Annotated in this window: 11 protein-coding genes, 1 tRNA gene and 1 pseudogene; 6 read left to right on the top strand and 7 right to left on the bottom strand. The window is 69.5% G+C overall.

Annotated elements, in window-relative coordinates; translation table 11 throughout:
* Positions 1 to 5: 5 nt before the first annotated feature.
* A complete protein-coding gene (locus RVF83_RS09130; RefSeq protein ID WP_005200226.1) occupies positions 6 to 1,196 on the bottom strand; it encodes a winged helix DNA-binding domain-containing protein in 1,191 nt (396 codons plus the stop codon).
* 482 nt (positions 1,197 to 1,678) lie between these two features.
* Between RVF83_RS09130 and RVF83_RS09125 the strand changes: the two genes are divergently transcribed.
* Positions 1,679 to 5,431 carry a hypothetical protein gene (locus RVF83_RS09125; protein ID WP_005200227.1) on the top strand — a complete coding sequence of 1,251 codons (3,753 nt, stop codon included), beginning with the start codon at positions 1,679 to 1,681 and terminating at the stop codon, positions 5,429 to 5,431.
* A 4-nt stretch (positions 5,432 to 5,435) separates the two neighbouring features.
* On the opposite strand, the gene RVF83_RS09115 is transcribed toward RVF83_RS09125, so the two are convergent.
* A complete protein-coding gene (locus tag RVF83_RS09115) occupies positions 5,436 to 7,061 on the bottom strand; it encodes a carboxylesterase/lipase family protein (protein WP_005200228.1) in 1,626 nt (541 codons plus the stop codon).
* Between the two features lie 85 nt (positions 7,062 to 7,146).
* Here RVF83_RS09115 and RVF83_RS09110 point away from each other — a divergent pair, with 85 nt between their 5' ends.
* Positions 7,147 to 7,500 (top strand): hypothetical protein, encoded by a 354-nt coding sequence (locus RVF83_RS09110; RefSeq protein ID WP_005200229.1) that lies wholly within the window; start codon positions 7,147 to 7,149, stop codon positions 7,498 to 7,500.
* Here the strand turns inward: RVF83_RS09110 and RVF83_RS09105 are convergent.
* From RVF83_RS09105 to RVF83_RS09095, 3 genes are all read right to left on the bottom strand, one after another.
* Positions 7,490 to 7,942: a hypothetical protein gene (locus tag RVF83_RS09105; RefSeq protein ID WP_005200230.1), complete on the bottom strand. Its 453-nt coding sequence runs from the start codon at positions 7,940 to 7,942 to the stop codon at positions 7,490 to 7,492. The two genes, RVF83_RS09110 and RVF83_RS09105, sit on opposite strands and share 11 nt — an antisense overlap.
* A gap of 149 nt (positions 7,943 to 8,091) precedes the next feature.
* A tRNA-Thr gene (locus tag RVF83_RS09100) sits at positions 8,092 to 8,166 on the bottom strand.
* Between the two features lie 51 nt (positions 8,167 to 8,217).
* Positions 8,218 to 8,604, bottom strand: coding sequence for a RidA family protein (locus tag RVF83_RS09095; protein ID WP_005200231.1), 387 nt, complete (start codon positions 8,602 to 8,604; stop codon positions 8,218 to 8,220).
* 166 nt (positions 8,605 to 8,770) lie between these two features.
* Here RVF83_RS09095 and RVF83_RS09090 point away from each other — a divergent pair, with 166 nt between their 5' ends.
* From RVF83_RS09090 to otsB, 4 genes and pseudogenes are all read left to right on the top strand, one after another.
* Positions 8,771 to 10,252, top strand: coding sequence for a threonine/serine ThrE exporter family protein (locus RVF83_RS09090; protein WP_005200233.1), 1,482 nt, complete (start codon positions 8,771 to 8,773; stop codon positions 10,250 to 10,252).
* 113 nt (positions 10,253 to 10,365) lie between these two features.
* Positions 10,366 to 10,527, top strand: coding sequence for a hypothetical protein (locus RVF83_RS09085; RefSeq protein ID WP_005200235.1), 162 nt, complete (start codon positions 10,366 to 10,368; stop codon positions 10,525 to 10,527).
* 4 nt (positions 10,528 to 10,531) lie between these two features.
* Positions 10,532 to 12,091: an alpha,alpha-trehalose-phosphate synthase (UDP-forming) gene (locus tag RVF83_RS09080; protein ID WP_005200237.1), complete on the top strand. Its 1,560-nt coding sequence runs from the start codon at positions 10,532 to 10,534 to the stop codon at positions 12,089 to 12,091.
* Positions 12,088 to 12,874, top strand: a pseudogene (otsB, locus tag RVF83_RS09075) (trehalose-phosphatase). The gene RVF83_RS09080 and the pseudogene otsB overlap by 4 nt, the downstream one beginning before the upstream one ends.
* Before the next feature lie 6 nt (positions 12,875 to 12,880).
* Here otsB and RVF83_RS09070 read toward each other — a convergent pair.
* On the bottom strand, positions 12,881 to 13,690 hold the full coding sequence (locus RVF83_RS09070; protein WP_039881065.1) for a transglutaminase-like domain-containing protein: 810 nt from the start codon (positions 13,688 to 13,690) through the stop codon (positions 12,881 to 12,883).
* A gap of 69 nt (positions 13,691 to 13,759) precedes the next feature.
* Positions 13,760 to 14,887, bottom strand: a complete 1,128-nt coding sequence (locus tag RVF83_RS09065; protein WP_039881041.1) for an ROK family transcriptional regulator — start codon at positions 14,885 to 14,887, stop codon at positions 13,760 to 13,762.
* Positions 14,888 to 14,908: the final 21 nt, after the last annotated feature.

The raw sequence follows: 14,908 nt of genomic DNA, 5'->3' as shown, positions 1-14,908 counted from the left end.
CCAACTCATCGCCGGCGCATGTACGGGGCGGCGTACCCGATCTTCATGGCGGCATCGCCGAGCCACTCCGCGAGCTCCTCGGCCCGCGCATCGAGTTTCCTCCGGGCGTCGGCGGACAGCGGCTCGAGCGGGTGGATCGCGATCGAGTTGTCATCGCGGCGATACCAGCCGCCGACGATCCGGCCGCCCCACCACGCGGTCTGTCCGCCGTTGCCGACGGAGTCGAAGATCTCCGGCCCGTGGTCACCGAGGTAGAAGGCCCGCTCCTTGAAGCCCATCGTCGTGGGGTCGAGTTCGGGCAGCAGCGCCGCCTGCGGTTCGCAGTCCTCGTCGTCGGTCGCGCCGGGGAGGTCGTCGGGCAGTACATGTCCGACGCCGCCCCCGTCCAGTTCGACCTCGACCGTGCCGAGGTCGGCGAGCGCGGCCCGCACCGCGGTCTTGGTGGACCCGAGCCACCACACGAGATCGGTCTCGGTGCCCGGCCCGTAGGTGCGCAGCCACCGTTCGACGAGCGCCCGGTGCCCGTCGTGCACGGTCGGTGCGTCCGGGGTCTCGCCGAGCCACACCTTCATCGACGTCCACGCCGGGCGGGACAGATGCCAGGCAAGTCGGTTCGGCCCGCGGACGATGTCTCCCGACGCGTCGAGCATGTTGAGCACCCGCGGCCCGAAATGGCTCTTTCCCGCCCACGACCTGCCTTCGCCGAAGGTGATCGAGCCCTCCAGGACGGGCAACCGGGCGCGCAGTTCGGTCGACGTGAGCGACTCACCGCCGGCAAGTTCGGTGAGGACCGCGTCCCGCGCGGTCTCGATCCAGCCCTCCGGGTCGTCGACGTCGGGACTGCGGCGGAGATCGCGGAGCATGTTGGTGCGCTCGGAGGCGGAGATGCGCGGACCGAGCGCACCGATCACCTCGGCGAGGATGTCACGGGGAAAAGCGAAGAGGGTCCGGCGCATCGCGAGGTGTTTGACGAGGGTCCGGTCGTCGTACAGCGCGGAGTCGACTCGGGCGCGGGTGAGATCGTCGACGCGCGCCCAGGCGGACAGGTAGACCGTCGACGGCGTGGTGGCGTGGAGACCGACCATCGTCGTGGCCGCCTCGACGGCGGACGACGCGCGCGACGCGGCGTCGAGGTGCATGCGGCGCATCAGCCGGGACCGGCGCGCGGTGTCGGTGATGCGGGGATGCACTGGCATGCCGCGATCCTAGTGAGCCGACACGGCGAGCGGAGCCGGGCTCAGAGAAGAGGGGAAGCGGGTGCCGGAACCCGGCCGACCCCCATCGACCCGGTGTTCCGGCACCCGCCCGGTTGCGTGGGCCGGACGACACACAGCCCCCGACGGGCAGTGCCTGAGAACACCTCCGTGTGTCCTGCGACCGACGCATCCTCACGCTCCCGACCCCCGTCGGGAACGCCCGCCAAGGAGACCCCACCCGGCGTCCGGAGTACAGCCCCGTTCCGGAACGCAGAACGAAAGTCCAGGTCAGCGGGCGAACGGACTATCCGGACCGGACACCGTCGAATCCGGATCCGGACATCTTCCGGTCACCTGACCTGATGGCTCGACCCCGTGGTGGCCGTCGCCACCTCTGCCCCTCGACGGTGGCGCACCGGGGTCGCCTGTCGCATGATGTACCGGTCGATCAGTCGTGTGCGTCAGAGCGTGGAGTCGGGTGAGTGGATTTTGGTGAAGCGCTCGCGCGCCTTTTCGTGCAAGCGGGACGCCCTACCCTCCGAGCGTCGGCGGCCCGGGCCAAGGTCTCCGCTCAGCGGATCAGCGACTGGCGCAACGGCCGGCATCTCCCCCGCGACTTCGCGACCGTCGAACCGCTTCTCGTCTGGCTGACGTCCCGCGCGGTGGCGGCAGGCGTCGCCGGCGTCCTCACGATCCCCCAGTGGAGAGAACTGTGGGACCGCCACCTGAACCAGGAGACACCGGGCACCCCGGAGCCGCCCGCCCAGCACGCACGCCCCTACGCCGGGCTGGCGCCTCTCACCGCCGCCGACAGCGAGCTGTACTTCGGACGCGACGACCTCGTCGGCACACTCGTCGACACGATCCTCGCCGCCGGCTCGGAGCCCGCGCCGCTGTCCCCGTCCTCCCGGCTGGTCGTCGTCACCGGGGTGTCGGGCTCGGGGAAGTCGTCGTTGCTGCGCGCCGGTCTGGCCCGCGACCCGAGGATCTCGACCCCGCGCCTCGCCGAGGTCACCCCCGAGGGTCTCTCCATCGCGCCGCCCGTCGACGGCGAGATCGACACGGCCGTCGTCATCGACCAGTTCGAGAACGTCTTCTCACTCGAAGACGAGCTGCGGGCGGCCACGATGCGCGAGGTCGAGGAACTCGCCGCCGACACCGTCGTGGTGGTCGGCATCCGCGCGGACTTCTTCAGCCAGTGTGTGGAGTACCCCGTCCTGGCCGATGCCTGGCAGCACAGATGCGTGATCGTCTCGGAGATGACGCGCACCCAGCTCCGCGAGGTCATCACCGCCCCGGTCCGCCTGGCGGGCGGGCGCATCGAGGCCGGCCTCGCCGACGTGATGATCACCGACCTCTACGAGGCGTCGACGGTCGGGGACCGTGCCGGCCGGTTGCCGCTGCTGGCCCACGTCCTGCAGGCCACCTGGGCACGACGCTCCGGCAACCGCATGACCCTGTCCGGGTATCGCGCGACCGGCGGCATCGCACGCGCCGTCGCGGACACCGCGGAGGCCGCCTGGGAGGCCATCGCCCCCGAACATCGCGACCTCGCCCGCGCGGTGCTGTTGTCGCTGGTCCACGTCGGTCCGGCCGGGATCGCGCTGCGGGTGCCGCTGTCGACCTCGACCCTCAGCAGCCGCTTCCCGCCCGAGGTCTCGACCGTCATCGACGAGTTCGCGCAGGCCCGATTGCTGACGGTGTCCGCGGAGTCGGTGATGCTCGTGCACGACGTGGTGCTGACCGCGTGGCCGCGCCTCGCCACCTGGATCGCCGACGACTCCGACACCCACGTCTGGTGGCAGCAACTCGACGCCGACACCCGGTCGTGGGTGGCCCACGGCCGCAGCCGCTCGTTCCTCTACACCGGGTCGCGACTCGACGACGCCAAGGCTCACCGCGAAGCACTGCGCAGCAGCTATGTACACCTGCTGAGCCGCGAGAACGACGAGTTCCTCGACTCCGCGGTCGCGATGCAACGACGCCGCCGGCTGCTGCAACTCGGTGCCGTCTCGGTGATCGTGATCCTCGCGATCTCGGCGTCGATCATCGCGGTCTTCGGGTACCGGCAGGCGCACGACCTCCGCCAGCAGCGCAACGCCGCGGAACGGGCGGCCCTGCTGTCCCACATCGACAGCATGGAGCACTCCAACCCGTCGCTGGCCGCGCGCCTCCTGCTCGTCGCCCATCAGCTCTACCCCGACGACCCGACGGTCGTCGGTCACCTGCGCGGCGCGGCCACCAGCCCGCTCGCCACGCAGGTCAACGGCCACACCGGACCGGTGTACGACCTGGCCTTCGACCGGACCGGCCGTTACCTCGCCTCGGCGAGCGGCGACCGCACGGTCCGAGTCTGGGAGAGCACCGACGCCGTTCCGCGGTATCGCGAGGTGTCCGCCCTGCACGGTTTCGGCAACTACGTCACCTCCACCGCCTTCCACCCCACCCGACCGTTGCTGGCCTCCTCGAGCGGTGACGGAGCGGTCCGGATGTGGGACCTCTCCGATCCCGGCCGTCCGGTGCTGCGCGAGATGGCGTCGCTCGGCCGCGGCACCGTCTACATGGCCCGTTTCTCCGCGGACGGCCGGACGCTCGCCGCATCGTCGGACGACGGTTCCATCACCGTGTTCGCGGTCTCGCCGACGGGAACACTGCGCGAGACCGCCGTGCTCCCGGGCCACGACGCCGCCGCACGCACACTGTCCTTCAGCCCCGACGGACGACTGCTCGCGAGCGGCGGGGACGACCGCGTCGTACGTCTGTGGACCACCGGCGAGGAGCCCCGACCCGTCGGCGAACCCATCGCCGGATTCCCCAGCATCACGCATTCGGTCGCCTTCAGCCCGGACAGCCGTTCCCTGGCCGTCACCGGCGACAGCCCGAACGCCCAGCTCTGGGACGTGACCGACCCGCAGTTCCCACGGCCGCTCAGCACGTCGCTCCCGACCGCGACCGCGGGCTCCTGGTCCATCGCCTTCGACCCGACGGGTTCGCAGGTCGCCTCGGCCCGCGCCGACGGCATGGTGCGGGTCTGGAACACGACCAACCGGGCTTCACCGACGGCCCAGTGGGCGCTGCAGACCGCATCGGAGCAGGGTTCGGTCCGCACCTTCTCGACCGCGTTCGACCCCACCGGTGAGCGCCTGGTGTCGGGTCGTTCCGACGGGACGATCGACGTCTGGTCATTGCCCGACCGATCGGTCCCAGACCGCGGTGGCACGATCAGCGGGGTGGCCACCGACCCGTCCCAGCGCATCCTCGCGACCGTCGGCTCGGACACCACCCTGAACGTGTGGACCCTGCACGACGGCGAGATGTCGTTGCGTTCACGCACCCCCATCCAGCGCCGGGTCAACGACCACCCGCGGGTCTCGGTGAACGACCGCGGCACCCTCGCGGCGACGGCGAACAACAACGGCGGCCTCGTCGAACTGTGGGACATACGGGACACCGACGCCCCGCGGGCCGCGGCCCGGTTGCCGATCTCGACGCGGTACTCGTTCCCGGTCGCCTTCGCACCCACCGGCGACGTCTTGGCGACCGGTGACACCGACACCACGATCGCGCTGTGGGACACCGCCGATCCCACCTCGCCGAGACGGATCGGCAGTCCCCTGCGCGGTCCCGCCGACCTCATCCGCAGCGTCGCCTTCAGTCCCGACGGCACCCGCGTCGCGGTGACCTCCGACGACAAGCGGGTCTACCTCTATGACCTGGAGTCCGGGAACCCTGACCCGGTGACGGTGGTCTCCGCCGACTCCCCCGTCACCCAGGCGGCCTTCGATGACGACGGTGAGGTACTCGTCGTGGCGGCCCGTGACCTGTCCACCTGGCGACTGCCGGCGACGGAGACCGACGGTGAACCCGAACTGATCGATCGCCACGAGGACATGTTCGCCAACACGCTGTCCATGTCGCCCAACCGGATCGCTGTCGGTACTTCCACACACGAGCTGATCAGCTTCGCGCTCGCCGACGACGGCACGCTCGGTGACCGACAGTCGGTGGGAACACTGCTCGACTCCACCGACACGACCACGACGTGGCAGGTCCCGGTCCGGTTGCCGGCGGACGACGAGATCATCGCCGGTGGCGACACCACCGGCAACGTCTACGTGCACACCCTGGACGTGCCCGACGCACGCGAATGGATCTGCGGGACCTCGACTCCCATGACCGAGGAACAACGGTCGACGTACCTGCCCCACGCCTACCTCAAGGGCGATTGCGACTGAACGGTCAGCGGAAGCTGAGCACTTCGTCGCCCCAGGCCTCCCAGAGGTCGCCGTCCAGGTTCTGCACCACCCGGTCCTCGGCGTCGATGCGCAACACCGGACGGCGGCCGGTGTCGTAGGTGGGCCACTCGTCGCCGGGCGATCCGGTGTCCGGCGCGCGACCGTGCGCGAACGAGGTCCAGCGGCGGATGAGTCTCTGCGACACGGCTTCTCCGTGCTTTCGTCCGCCGAGGAGGAAGGTGATGTCCCGCGGGCCCGCACCGAGATTCCCCCACACGTAGGGCACCTCGGTGGCATGTGCGGCACCGAGACCCAGAAGCCGGAACATCCGGGTGGTCCAGTCGTAGCGGTACACATAGACGGGAGCTCGGCGCGCGTGGGCGTCGGCGAGCCACAGCGTCGGCATGCGGAAGGCGACGTCGCGGGCCACGCCGAGCCCGGTGACCTTCGGACGCAGGCCCGAATACGCCGAGAGCACCTGCGCGCGTTCGGGTAACACGATGTCGGGATACTCCTCACGCATGCCGGCGAACATCCGCTCGATCTCCTCGGCGGTGATCGGCATGAGCGGCGACTTCATGTACTTGAAGAGGTTCGCCTCGTCCCGGTTGGTCCCGATGATCAGCGGCACGGGCAGGGCGCGACCGTTCCGGTAGACGTCGAGGGGATGGTCGGGCAGCAGGTCGCCGTCGACGACCGGCGCGAAGGCGATGGTGCCGGGCGATTCGGTGGGCACCTTCTCGAACAGCTCGGTGGTGAGCGTCGAACACCTTGTGGCGTCGAGGGATTCGAGTCGTCTCACCACCTCCGCCGCGTCGCCCGGGTCCTCGATCCCGGCGGCGTCGAGCAGCATGCGCGCGACGCGGGCGGCCCGGTCGGCGCCGTACATCGACGTCACCGGCGAGCTCTGCGCGATGGCCCGGCCGAACAGCCCCTCGGCCGCGGGCATCGTCAGCAGTGCGGTGACGAGGCCGGCGCCCGCCGACTCGCCGAACACCGTCACCTTGTCGGGGTCCCCACCGAAGGCCGAGATGTGGTCGCGGACCCACGCCAGCGCGGTGAGGACGTCGCTGAAACCGACGTTGGACTCGAAGCGCGGATCGATCGACGACAGGTCGGCGAACCCGAGGACGCCCAGCCGGTAGTTCAGCGTCACGATCACCACGTCACCGGTGGAGGCGAGCGCCGCACCGTCGTAGTACGGCTGACTACCAGATCCCAGGACGTAGGCCCCGCCGTGCAGCCAGACCATGACCGGCAGGGCGACCGCGTCGTGGGCGTGTGTCGACGCACCCGGCGGCGTCCACACGTTGAGGTACAGGCAGTCCTCGTCCATCACGACGTCCGGACCGAGGCGGACCGCGGGGTTGAGTTCCTGTGGGCAGACCGCCCCGAACGAGGAGGCGTCCACGACGGTGTCGCGACTCCCGTCCTCGTCGGGGGTGAGTGGCCGGGCGCGACGCCATCGCAGTTCGCCCAGCGGAGGTCTCGCGTACCGGATGCCGCGCCACACGTCGGCGCGCTCACCGGCGATTCCGCGATAGGTGCCGAGGGCGGTACGCGCGAGCGGGTCCGCGGCCGATGATGCCGAGGCCGCCACGGCCGAGGTACCCGGTTCGTCGTGTTCCATCCGTACATCGTGCACCGAGAACCCGTTTCCGGGCACGCGTTCCCGGGTGCGGAAATGTGGAGGACCTGCTGGGTAGAGTACGGCCATGGATGTACTACGCAACGTCGTAATTCTGTTCCACATCGTCGGCTTCGCCGTGACCTTCGGCGCCTGGTTCGCACAGGTGGCCGCCCGCGAGTTCCGCTTCACCCGGGTCATGGACTACGGCATCCTGCTCTCGCTGCTCACCGGCCTGGCACTGGCGGCACCGTGGCCCGCCGGAATCGATCTCAACTACCCGAAGATCGGCATCAAGCTGGTGATCCTGCTCGCGCTGGGCGCGATCCTGGGCATCGGCAGCGCCCGTCAGAAGCGCACCGGCGAACCCGTTCCGCGGGCGCTGTTCTGGACCGCGGGCGCACTGTCGCTGCTCGCCGCCGGACTCGCCGTCATCTGGTGACCATCTCCAGGCGATAGACACACATCGCCGGTTCGGGCCGGACGGTGACCAGATCGTGGTTCGTCTTCTCCGCGGGACGCCCGAACGCACCGACGTGGGTGATGATCCGGAAGGACACCACCCGGTCACCGTCCGGTGTGTGCGCGACGATCTGACCGATCGACGATTCCTTGACCTCGGACCCGGCGTCCGAATTCCGCAGCTGCTCGACGAGCCCCGCTGCGGAACGGGCGTCGGGCGAGTCGTCGCACAACCGCTCCAGGGCAGATTCGACGCGCGTGGTGTCCGTGGGCGAATAGCTCAGGAGGTCGACGACCATCCGGCGGGCGTACTCGACGACGGCCGCGTCGTCGACCGGGGTGTCCTCCTCCGGCTCGTCCGGCCGCACCGCGAAGACCACCACCTCGGCGGCCAGCAGAGCCACTGCCACGGCGAAACCCACCAGCCACCATGGCGTGCGGCGCCGGTGTCGCGAGGGGGACGGAACGGGCCCGGAGACAAGGGAGGCCCCGGCCCGCGGCGAGGACCATCGACTCTCGGGTCCGGTGTGACCGTTCGTCATCTGGCTCCCCCCGCGGGCCGAGGCCCTCGTGGAGCCCCCTGTCAGGATTGAACTGACGACCGCTCGCTTACAAGGCGAGTGCTCTACCACTGAGCTAAGGAGGCGTGCGTGCGCGAGTATATCCACCGCGCATGCGACGGTCCCAGCGGACCCGGTCAGCCCGGGATCGCGGCGACCGCCTCGATCTCCACCAACTGGTCGTCGTAGGCCAGTACCGAGACCCCGAGCAGGCTGCCGGCCGGCTTGTGCTCGCCGAACGCCGCTGTCACCGCATCCCAGGCGACCACGAGGTCGGCCTGCAGGTGCTCGGCGACGAAGACGGTCACCTTGGCGACGTCGGACAGCGACGCCCCGGCCTCGGCCAGTGCCGCCTCCAGGTTCGCCATGCACTGCCGTGCCTGTTCGCTGACGTTCCCCGGGGCGACGGTGACGCCCTGTTCGTCGATCGGCGCGGCACCCGCGGTGAAGACGAGACTGCCGGGGGCCACTGCCGCACTGCGGGTGTGACCGTCGAGGGGACCGTTGATCTGCACTGATGACATGCCGCGATCCTAGAGGGCGGTGGGCACGCCCCACGCAGCGTGACATCGGCCGTGTCCGGGTAGTTCACATCTGAGATCGATTCGGTGCCAAGATCGAAGCGGCAGTCACCGATGATCGACGACTCCCGACCGAACGCGAATGCTCGACTGACACAAGGAGGCATGGGTGCGCGAGTTCCTCGGCCGCGCGCTTCGTCGACTCACCGGAACCCGGCAGGCGACGATCGACACGATCGAGCCCGGCAGCATCATGGTGTCGCCGCGCAAGCCGATCGAACCGTTCGACGTCGCGGCGATCACCGAGGTCCTCGACCTTGCCACCAAGATCGGCGCAGTGCTGCTCGACTCCGGTACCGGTGCGATCGACACGCAGACCCAGATCAAGTTCGTCGCAGGTGTTTACGGCCTCGAGGACGTGGACGTCGACGTGACCTACAACACGATCGTCGTCAGCGCACGTCGCGGCGCGACGCTCCCGCCCATCACCACGATGGAGCAGGTCTACTACCGCTCGATGGACTTCACCCGGCTCGCCCAGGTGGATCGGCTCGTCCGGCGCATCCGCGACTCCGGCATCACGCCCTCGACCGCTCACCGCATGGTCGACGAGATCATCACCGCCCCACACCCGTACCCGCACTGGGTCGCGACGGTCGCCTGGGGCGCGATGGCGTCGGGCATCTCCGTCCTGCTCGGTGGCCAGTACCTGGTCGCCGCGCTGGCCTTCGTCACCACGGTCGCCATCGTCCTGGTCAACCGGAACCTCAACCGGATCGGTACGCCCGTCTTCTTCCAACAGCTCTCCGGCGGATTCATCGCCGTCGTCCCCGCGGCCCTCGTCTTCGGCGCGGCCGAGAGACTCGGCGTGGAGATCGCACCCTCACAGGTCATCGCCGCGGGCATCGTCGTTCTGCTCTCGGGGCTGTCGCTCGTCGGTTCGGTGCAGGACGCCATCACCGGCGCCCCGATCACCGGCGTCGCCCGGTTCTTCGAACTCCTGCTCATGACCGGCGGCATCATCGCCGGCGTCGGTATCGCCATCCGACTGCTCGAGGCGGGCGGCATCTTCCTGCCCACGATCACCACCTCGACCAGCTTCGAGGCGGTCGAGTTGCCGGTACGGGTGGCCGCGGGCGCCGTCGCCGCCTGCGCCTACGCCCTGGCCAGTTACGCCGAGACACGCGCGCTCGGCGTCGCCTTCCTCGGCGGCCTGATCGGCACCGCGGTCGCGGCGTCGGCGACCTTCACCTCGATCGGCGACGTCATCGCCAACGGTCTCGCCGCGGCCTTCGTCGGCCTGGTCGGTGGCCTCCTGGCCCGTCGTGCGCTGACGCCGCCGCTCGTCGTCGCGGTCGCCGGCATCACCCCGCTCCTCCCGGGTCTCGCGGTCTACCGCGGCCTGTACGGCATCCTCAGCGAACAGACGCTCAGCGGCTTCACCTGGATCGCCAACGCCCTCGCCATCGGCTGCGCGCTCGCGGCCGGCGTCACCCTCGGTGAGTTCGTCGCCCGGTCGCTGCGCCGCCCCCAGCTAGCGCCGCGACCCAACTGGAGTCTGCGGCGTCGACTCCTCGCCCAGCGCGAGGCACGCGAGGACCGGGCGATCCGTCAGAACCGTCGGTGGCCGCCGCCACCGCGGCGGTTCTGAGCACCCCCGCGACCCGGGTAGAATGGCGAATCGGGCGCGCCACCCATCGGCCGCTCCAGCCCGCACGGCCTCGAGCCACACCGCGACACCGCACGCACTACGAGGGGACTCACATGCCCGCGAAGACCACCGACATCGCCGACGAAGAACTGGAACCGGTAGCCGACGAGACCGCCAATTCGGCGCGACGCGTCGTGGCCGCCTACGCCACCGACGCCGACGAATGCCGGATGCTGCTCGCAATGCTGGGGATCGCACCGGGCGAGAACGCCTGATCCGGTGACGCCGCGACCGGCTGGAACCGGGACCGACCCCATCCGCGACAACGCGTCCGGAGAGGGGCCGAACCGGGCTGCCCCGCACGATGGCGCAGAGTTCGTCGTCGTCGCCAACCGTCTCCCCGTCGACAAGGAGATCCTGCCCGACGGCACGATCAACTGGAAGCGGAGTCCCGGCGGTCTCGTGACCGCCCTCGAACCGATCCTGCGCGCCAACACCGGCGCCTGGGTCGGATGGTCGGGTATCCCCGATTCCGACGACAATCCCCCGGACATCGAGGGCATCGACATCCACGCGGTGCCGCTGTCCACCCAGGAGATCGCCGAATACTACGAGGGCTTCTCCAACGCCACCCTGTGGCCGCTGTATCACGACGTTATCGTCAAACCCGAGTACCACCGCGAATGGTGGAACACCTACGTCGAGGTGAACCGTCGGTTCGCCGAGGCCGCGTCGCGGGCGGCCGGCGAGGGTGCTGTCGTGTGGGTGCAGGATTATCAGCTGCAGCTGGTCCCGAAGATGCTGCGCATGCTGCGGCCGGACGTGAAGATCGGCTTCTTCCTGCACATCCCGTTCCCGCCGGTGGAACTGTTCATGCAGATGCCGTGGCGCACCGAGATCGTCGAAGGCCTCCTGGGCGCCGACCTGATCGGGTTCCACCTCCCTGGCGGCGCACAGAACTTCCTCTTCCTCGCCCGCCGGCTGGCCGGCCAGGCCACCAGCAAGGGCACCGTCGGCGTCCGCTCCCGTTTCGGCGTGGTGCAGGTCGGTTTCCGCACGGTGCGCGTGGGCGCGTTCCCCATCTCGATCGACTCCGGCGAACTCGCGGCCAAGGCCAAGACCAAGAAGATCCGTGACCGGGCCGCCGAGATCCGCCGCGAACTCGGCAATCCCAAGACGATCATGCTCGGCATCGACCGGCTCGACTACACCAAGGGCATCGACGTCCGCCTCAAGGCGATCTCGGAGTTGCTCGACGAGGAACGGCTCGACGCGTCCGAGACGGTGATGATCCAGCTCGCCACGCCGAGCCGCGAACGCGTCGAGAGCTACAAGCGGATGCGAGCCGGGATCGAGCAGCTGGTCGGCAACATCAACGGCAACCACAGCCACACGGTGAGCCGCCCGGTCGTCCAGTATCTGCACCGTCCGGTGCCGCGCGACGAGCTGATCGCCTTCTTCGTGGCCGCCGACGTGATGCTGGTGACCCCGCTGCGCGACGGCATGAACCTCGTGGCCAAGGAGTACGTCGCCTGCCGCAGCGATCTCGGCGGCGCTCTGGTTCTCAGCGAATTCACCGGTGCCGCAGCCGAACTGCGCTCGGCATATCAGGCCAACCCCTACGACCTCGACGGAGTCAAGGACGCCATCGAGGCCGCGGTGAACCAAAGCGAACACGAGGGCCGCCGCCGCATGCGAGCACTGCGTCGTCAGGTGCTCACCCACGACGTCGACAAGTGGGCACGCAGCTTCCTCGGCACGCTCAGCGAGAACTCCGAGACCGAGTTGGAACCCAACCGTGGTGTGCACCTGGTCGAAGACTCCCTCGACAACACATGAGCGACAACGGGATTCCCGTGGACCTGCGGGCCGCTCTCGGCGCGGCCGCACGTGCTCGTCGGCTGCTGGTCGCGTCGGATTACGACGGATGCGTGTCGCCGATCGTGTCGCGCCCGGAGGACGCGGTCCCGAACCCGGCGTCGATCACCGCACTCGAAGTGGCCGCAGCACTGCCCGACACCGAGGTCGCGGTCATCTCCGGTCGTGAACTCGCCGTGCTCGCAAGCCTTTCCGGCCTGGGGTGCACCGGTGACGCTGGTCGGGAGCCACGGCAGCGAGTTCGACACCGGGTTCGCGGTCGAGGTGACCGACGCCGCACGCGCCCTGCTCGTCCGGATCGTCGACGAACTGCGTGACATCTCGGCTCGTTTCCCGGGTTCGACGGTCGAGACCAAACCGGCGAGCGCCGTGTTGCATGTGCGCAACGCCGATCCCGACGACGCCGTGACGGCACTCGAAGGCGCGCGGACCGGCCCCGGCTCCTGGGACGGCGTGCATTCCACCGAGGGCAAGAGCGTGCTCGAACTCGCGGTCATCGAGACCAGCAAGGGGCACGCGCTCGACACCCTGCGGGTACGGCTCGACTGCGACGTCGTCATCTACCTCGGCGACGACGTGACCGACGAGAAAGCCTTCGCACACCTGCGGCCCGAGGCCGGCGACATCGGTATCAAGGTCGGCGACGGTGCCACCGCAGCCGGATTCCGCATCGAGGACACCGACGACGTCGCAGCCGTCCTCGACTACGTGGCCACCGAACGCCGAGCCGCGCTCGACGCCTGAGCCGGTTCAGCCGATCATGACCCGGGCGGTCGAGTCGTCGTAGGGCAGCGCACCGCGAACGGTCGCGGTCACCTCGTAGTTGTTGAGCGTGATCGTGCCGCGGTGGTTGTCGAGGAATGCGGTGTCCGCGGCGTCGCGCCCGGTGGCGATCCGCACGAGCGATTGCCGCGGCGCCAGACGCGTCGCGTCGACGACCACCCATTCGCCGTCGATGATCGCCTCGGCGACGGCGTGGAAGTCCATCGGGGAGCACCCCGGCGCGTATACGGCGACGAGCCGGGCGGGGATGTTCAGCGCCCGCAGGAGCGCCACGACGAGATGCGCGTAGTCGCGGCACACACCCGCCCCGGCGAGCAGGGTGTCGACCGCACCGTCGATGGGATCGCTCGCCCCGGGCAGGTAGTTGAGCCGATGCTCGACGAAGGCCACCACCTGGTTGAGGAGCTCCTCTTCGGGCAGCGACAGATTGAACTGACCGGCCACGAATCCGAAGAACTTGTCGCACTCGGCGTATCGGCTGGGGCGCAGGTATCGCGACCGGTCGGTGCTCTCCACCGGGATCGGGTCCGCGGGGGTGAGGATCTCGGCGGTGTAGTCGATCGTCAGCAGTCCGCGGTCGAGCTGCATCCGGTGGATTCGCGATCCGTGATCGGCGACGAGCTCCTCCACGGCGACCGGACTGCCGCCCAGCTCGATCTTGAGTTCCTCCTGCAGTTGCAGGCCGGGCAACTTCGCCACCGTGATCTGCATCTCGAGTTCGGTCGGGTCGTCGATGCTCACCTCGAGTCGGGCGGACACATCGCGGGGCAGGGTCATGTCCCCACCGTAGGTGATGACTTCCCGCCCGGCACATACGGCGGTGCCGCACGCGAACGACATGCCGTTTCAGAGTGTGGCGACAGCGGCGATCGGATCGGCGTAGATGACGCTGAGGGCGACCACGACCGCGGCGCTCTCCTGAACGTGCACACCGAATCTCGACGGCGCGATCTCCAGCGGCCGGTCGAGCGTCGACGCCTCGTCGAACGACGCCTGCACCGGGGCAAGTCCGTGCGGGTGCGCTGAGAACGCGTCGCCGGCGACGACGATCGTGTCCGGGTTGATCACGTCGCGGATCATCGCGACCGCCTCCCCGAGGACCCGCGCGCGTTCGTCGACGATGCGCGACGAGCCCGGATCGATGCCGAGGCGGTGGGCTGCCGCCTGGGCGGCGGCGTCGCCGATGACGTTCTGCAGCCGCACCCGGGTGTGTCCCGGGGCGAGCACCGGCGCGGACACGGGCAGATGCGCGATGGTCCCGGCCCCTCGCTCGGGGACGTGGACCCGGCCTTCGAGAGTCATTGCCATACCGGCGGTCTCGCGTGCGTAGAAGAACAGTCCGGTGCCTGATTCGTCGCGCGATCCGGCCAGCAGGAGTTCCGCGGCGGCCATCGCCTCCACGTGCTCACACACCGACACCGGGGTGTCGAGTCGGTCCGCAAGGGTTTCGCCCACCGGAAGTTGATGCCACCCGAGAACCCGGTGATCCACCACACCCGTCTCCGCGTCCACCGCACCGCCGAGCGCCACACCGCCCCACAGCAGACGGCGTCCGCCGAACCGGCCGGCGAGTTCGGCGAGCTGCGTGCACAGTTGCTCGATCGCCTCCTGCTGGTCACCCGACGGGGTGAGCACGGCATGGCTGTGCAGGGTGCGTCCACCGAGATCCGCGATGACCAGGACCGCGCGCCGCGCACCGATGTGCAGTCCCGCGACGCACAGCGAATCCCGGTCGATGGTCAGCGGGTTCTTCGGCCTGCCAATGGTTTTCGGCCCCGCGAGATCGGGACGTTCGGCGACGAGACCGTGGGCGGCGAGCGCATGGACCTGACGGTTGATCGTCGCGGCGGACAGCCCGGTCGTCGAGGCGAGCTGATCCCTGGTCACCGGCCCACCGACCCGGATCGCGTGCAACACCGCGGCCGCCGGAGTGGACGTCAGTTGCAGCGCCGCCGGGATCACTCCCCCACGCATGGGACGAATGTAGCAGTGCGC

The sequence above is a fragment of the Gordonia rubripertincta genome (assembly GCF_038024875.1).
Lineage (GTDB): Bacteria > Actinomycetota > Actinomycetes > Mycobacteriales > Mycobacteriaceae > Gordonia > Gordonia rubripertincta.
Note: the sequence above shows the minus strand (reverse complement) of the source record. Positions and strands in the feature narration are given on the sequence as shown.

What these genes read in the sequence shown, in the direction of transcription:
- RVF83_RS09115 (WP_005200228.1), bottom strand. Translation starts at nt 7,061, where the DNA reads ATGGAACACGACGAACCGGGTACCTCGGCCGTGGCGGCCTCGGCATCA.
- RVF83_RS09095 (WP_005200231.1), bottom strand. Translation starts at nt 8,604, where the DNA reads ATGTCATCAGTGCAGATCAACGGTCCCCTCGACGGTCACACCCGCAGT.
- RVF83_RS09070 (WP_039881065.1), bottom strand. Translation starts at nt 13,690, where the DNA reads ATGACCCTGCCCCGCGATGTGTCCGCCCGACTCGAGGTGAGCATCGAC.
- RVF83_RS09110 (WP_005200229.1), top strand. Translation starts at nt 7,147, where the DNA reads ATGGATGTACTACGCAACGTCGTAATTCTGTTCCACATCGTCGGCTTC.
- RVF83_RS09130 (WP_005200226.1), bottom strand. Translation starts at nt 1,196, where the DNA reads ATGCCAGTGCATCCCCGCATCACCGACACCGCGCGCCGGTCCCGGCTG.
- RVF83_RS09085 (WP_005200235.1), top strand. Translation starts at nt 10,366, where the DNA reads ATGCCCGCGAAGACCACCGACATCGCCGACGAAGAACTGGAACCGGTA.
- RVF83_RS09065 (WP_039881041.1), bottom strand. Translation starts at nt 14,887, where the DNA reads ATGCGTGGGGGAGTGATCCCGGCGGCGCTGCAACTGACGTCCACTCCG.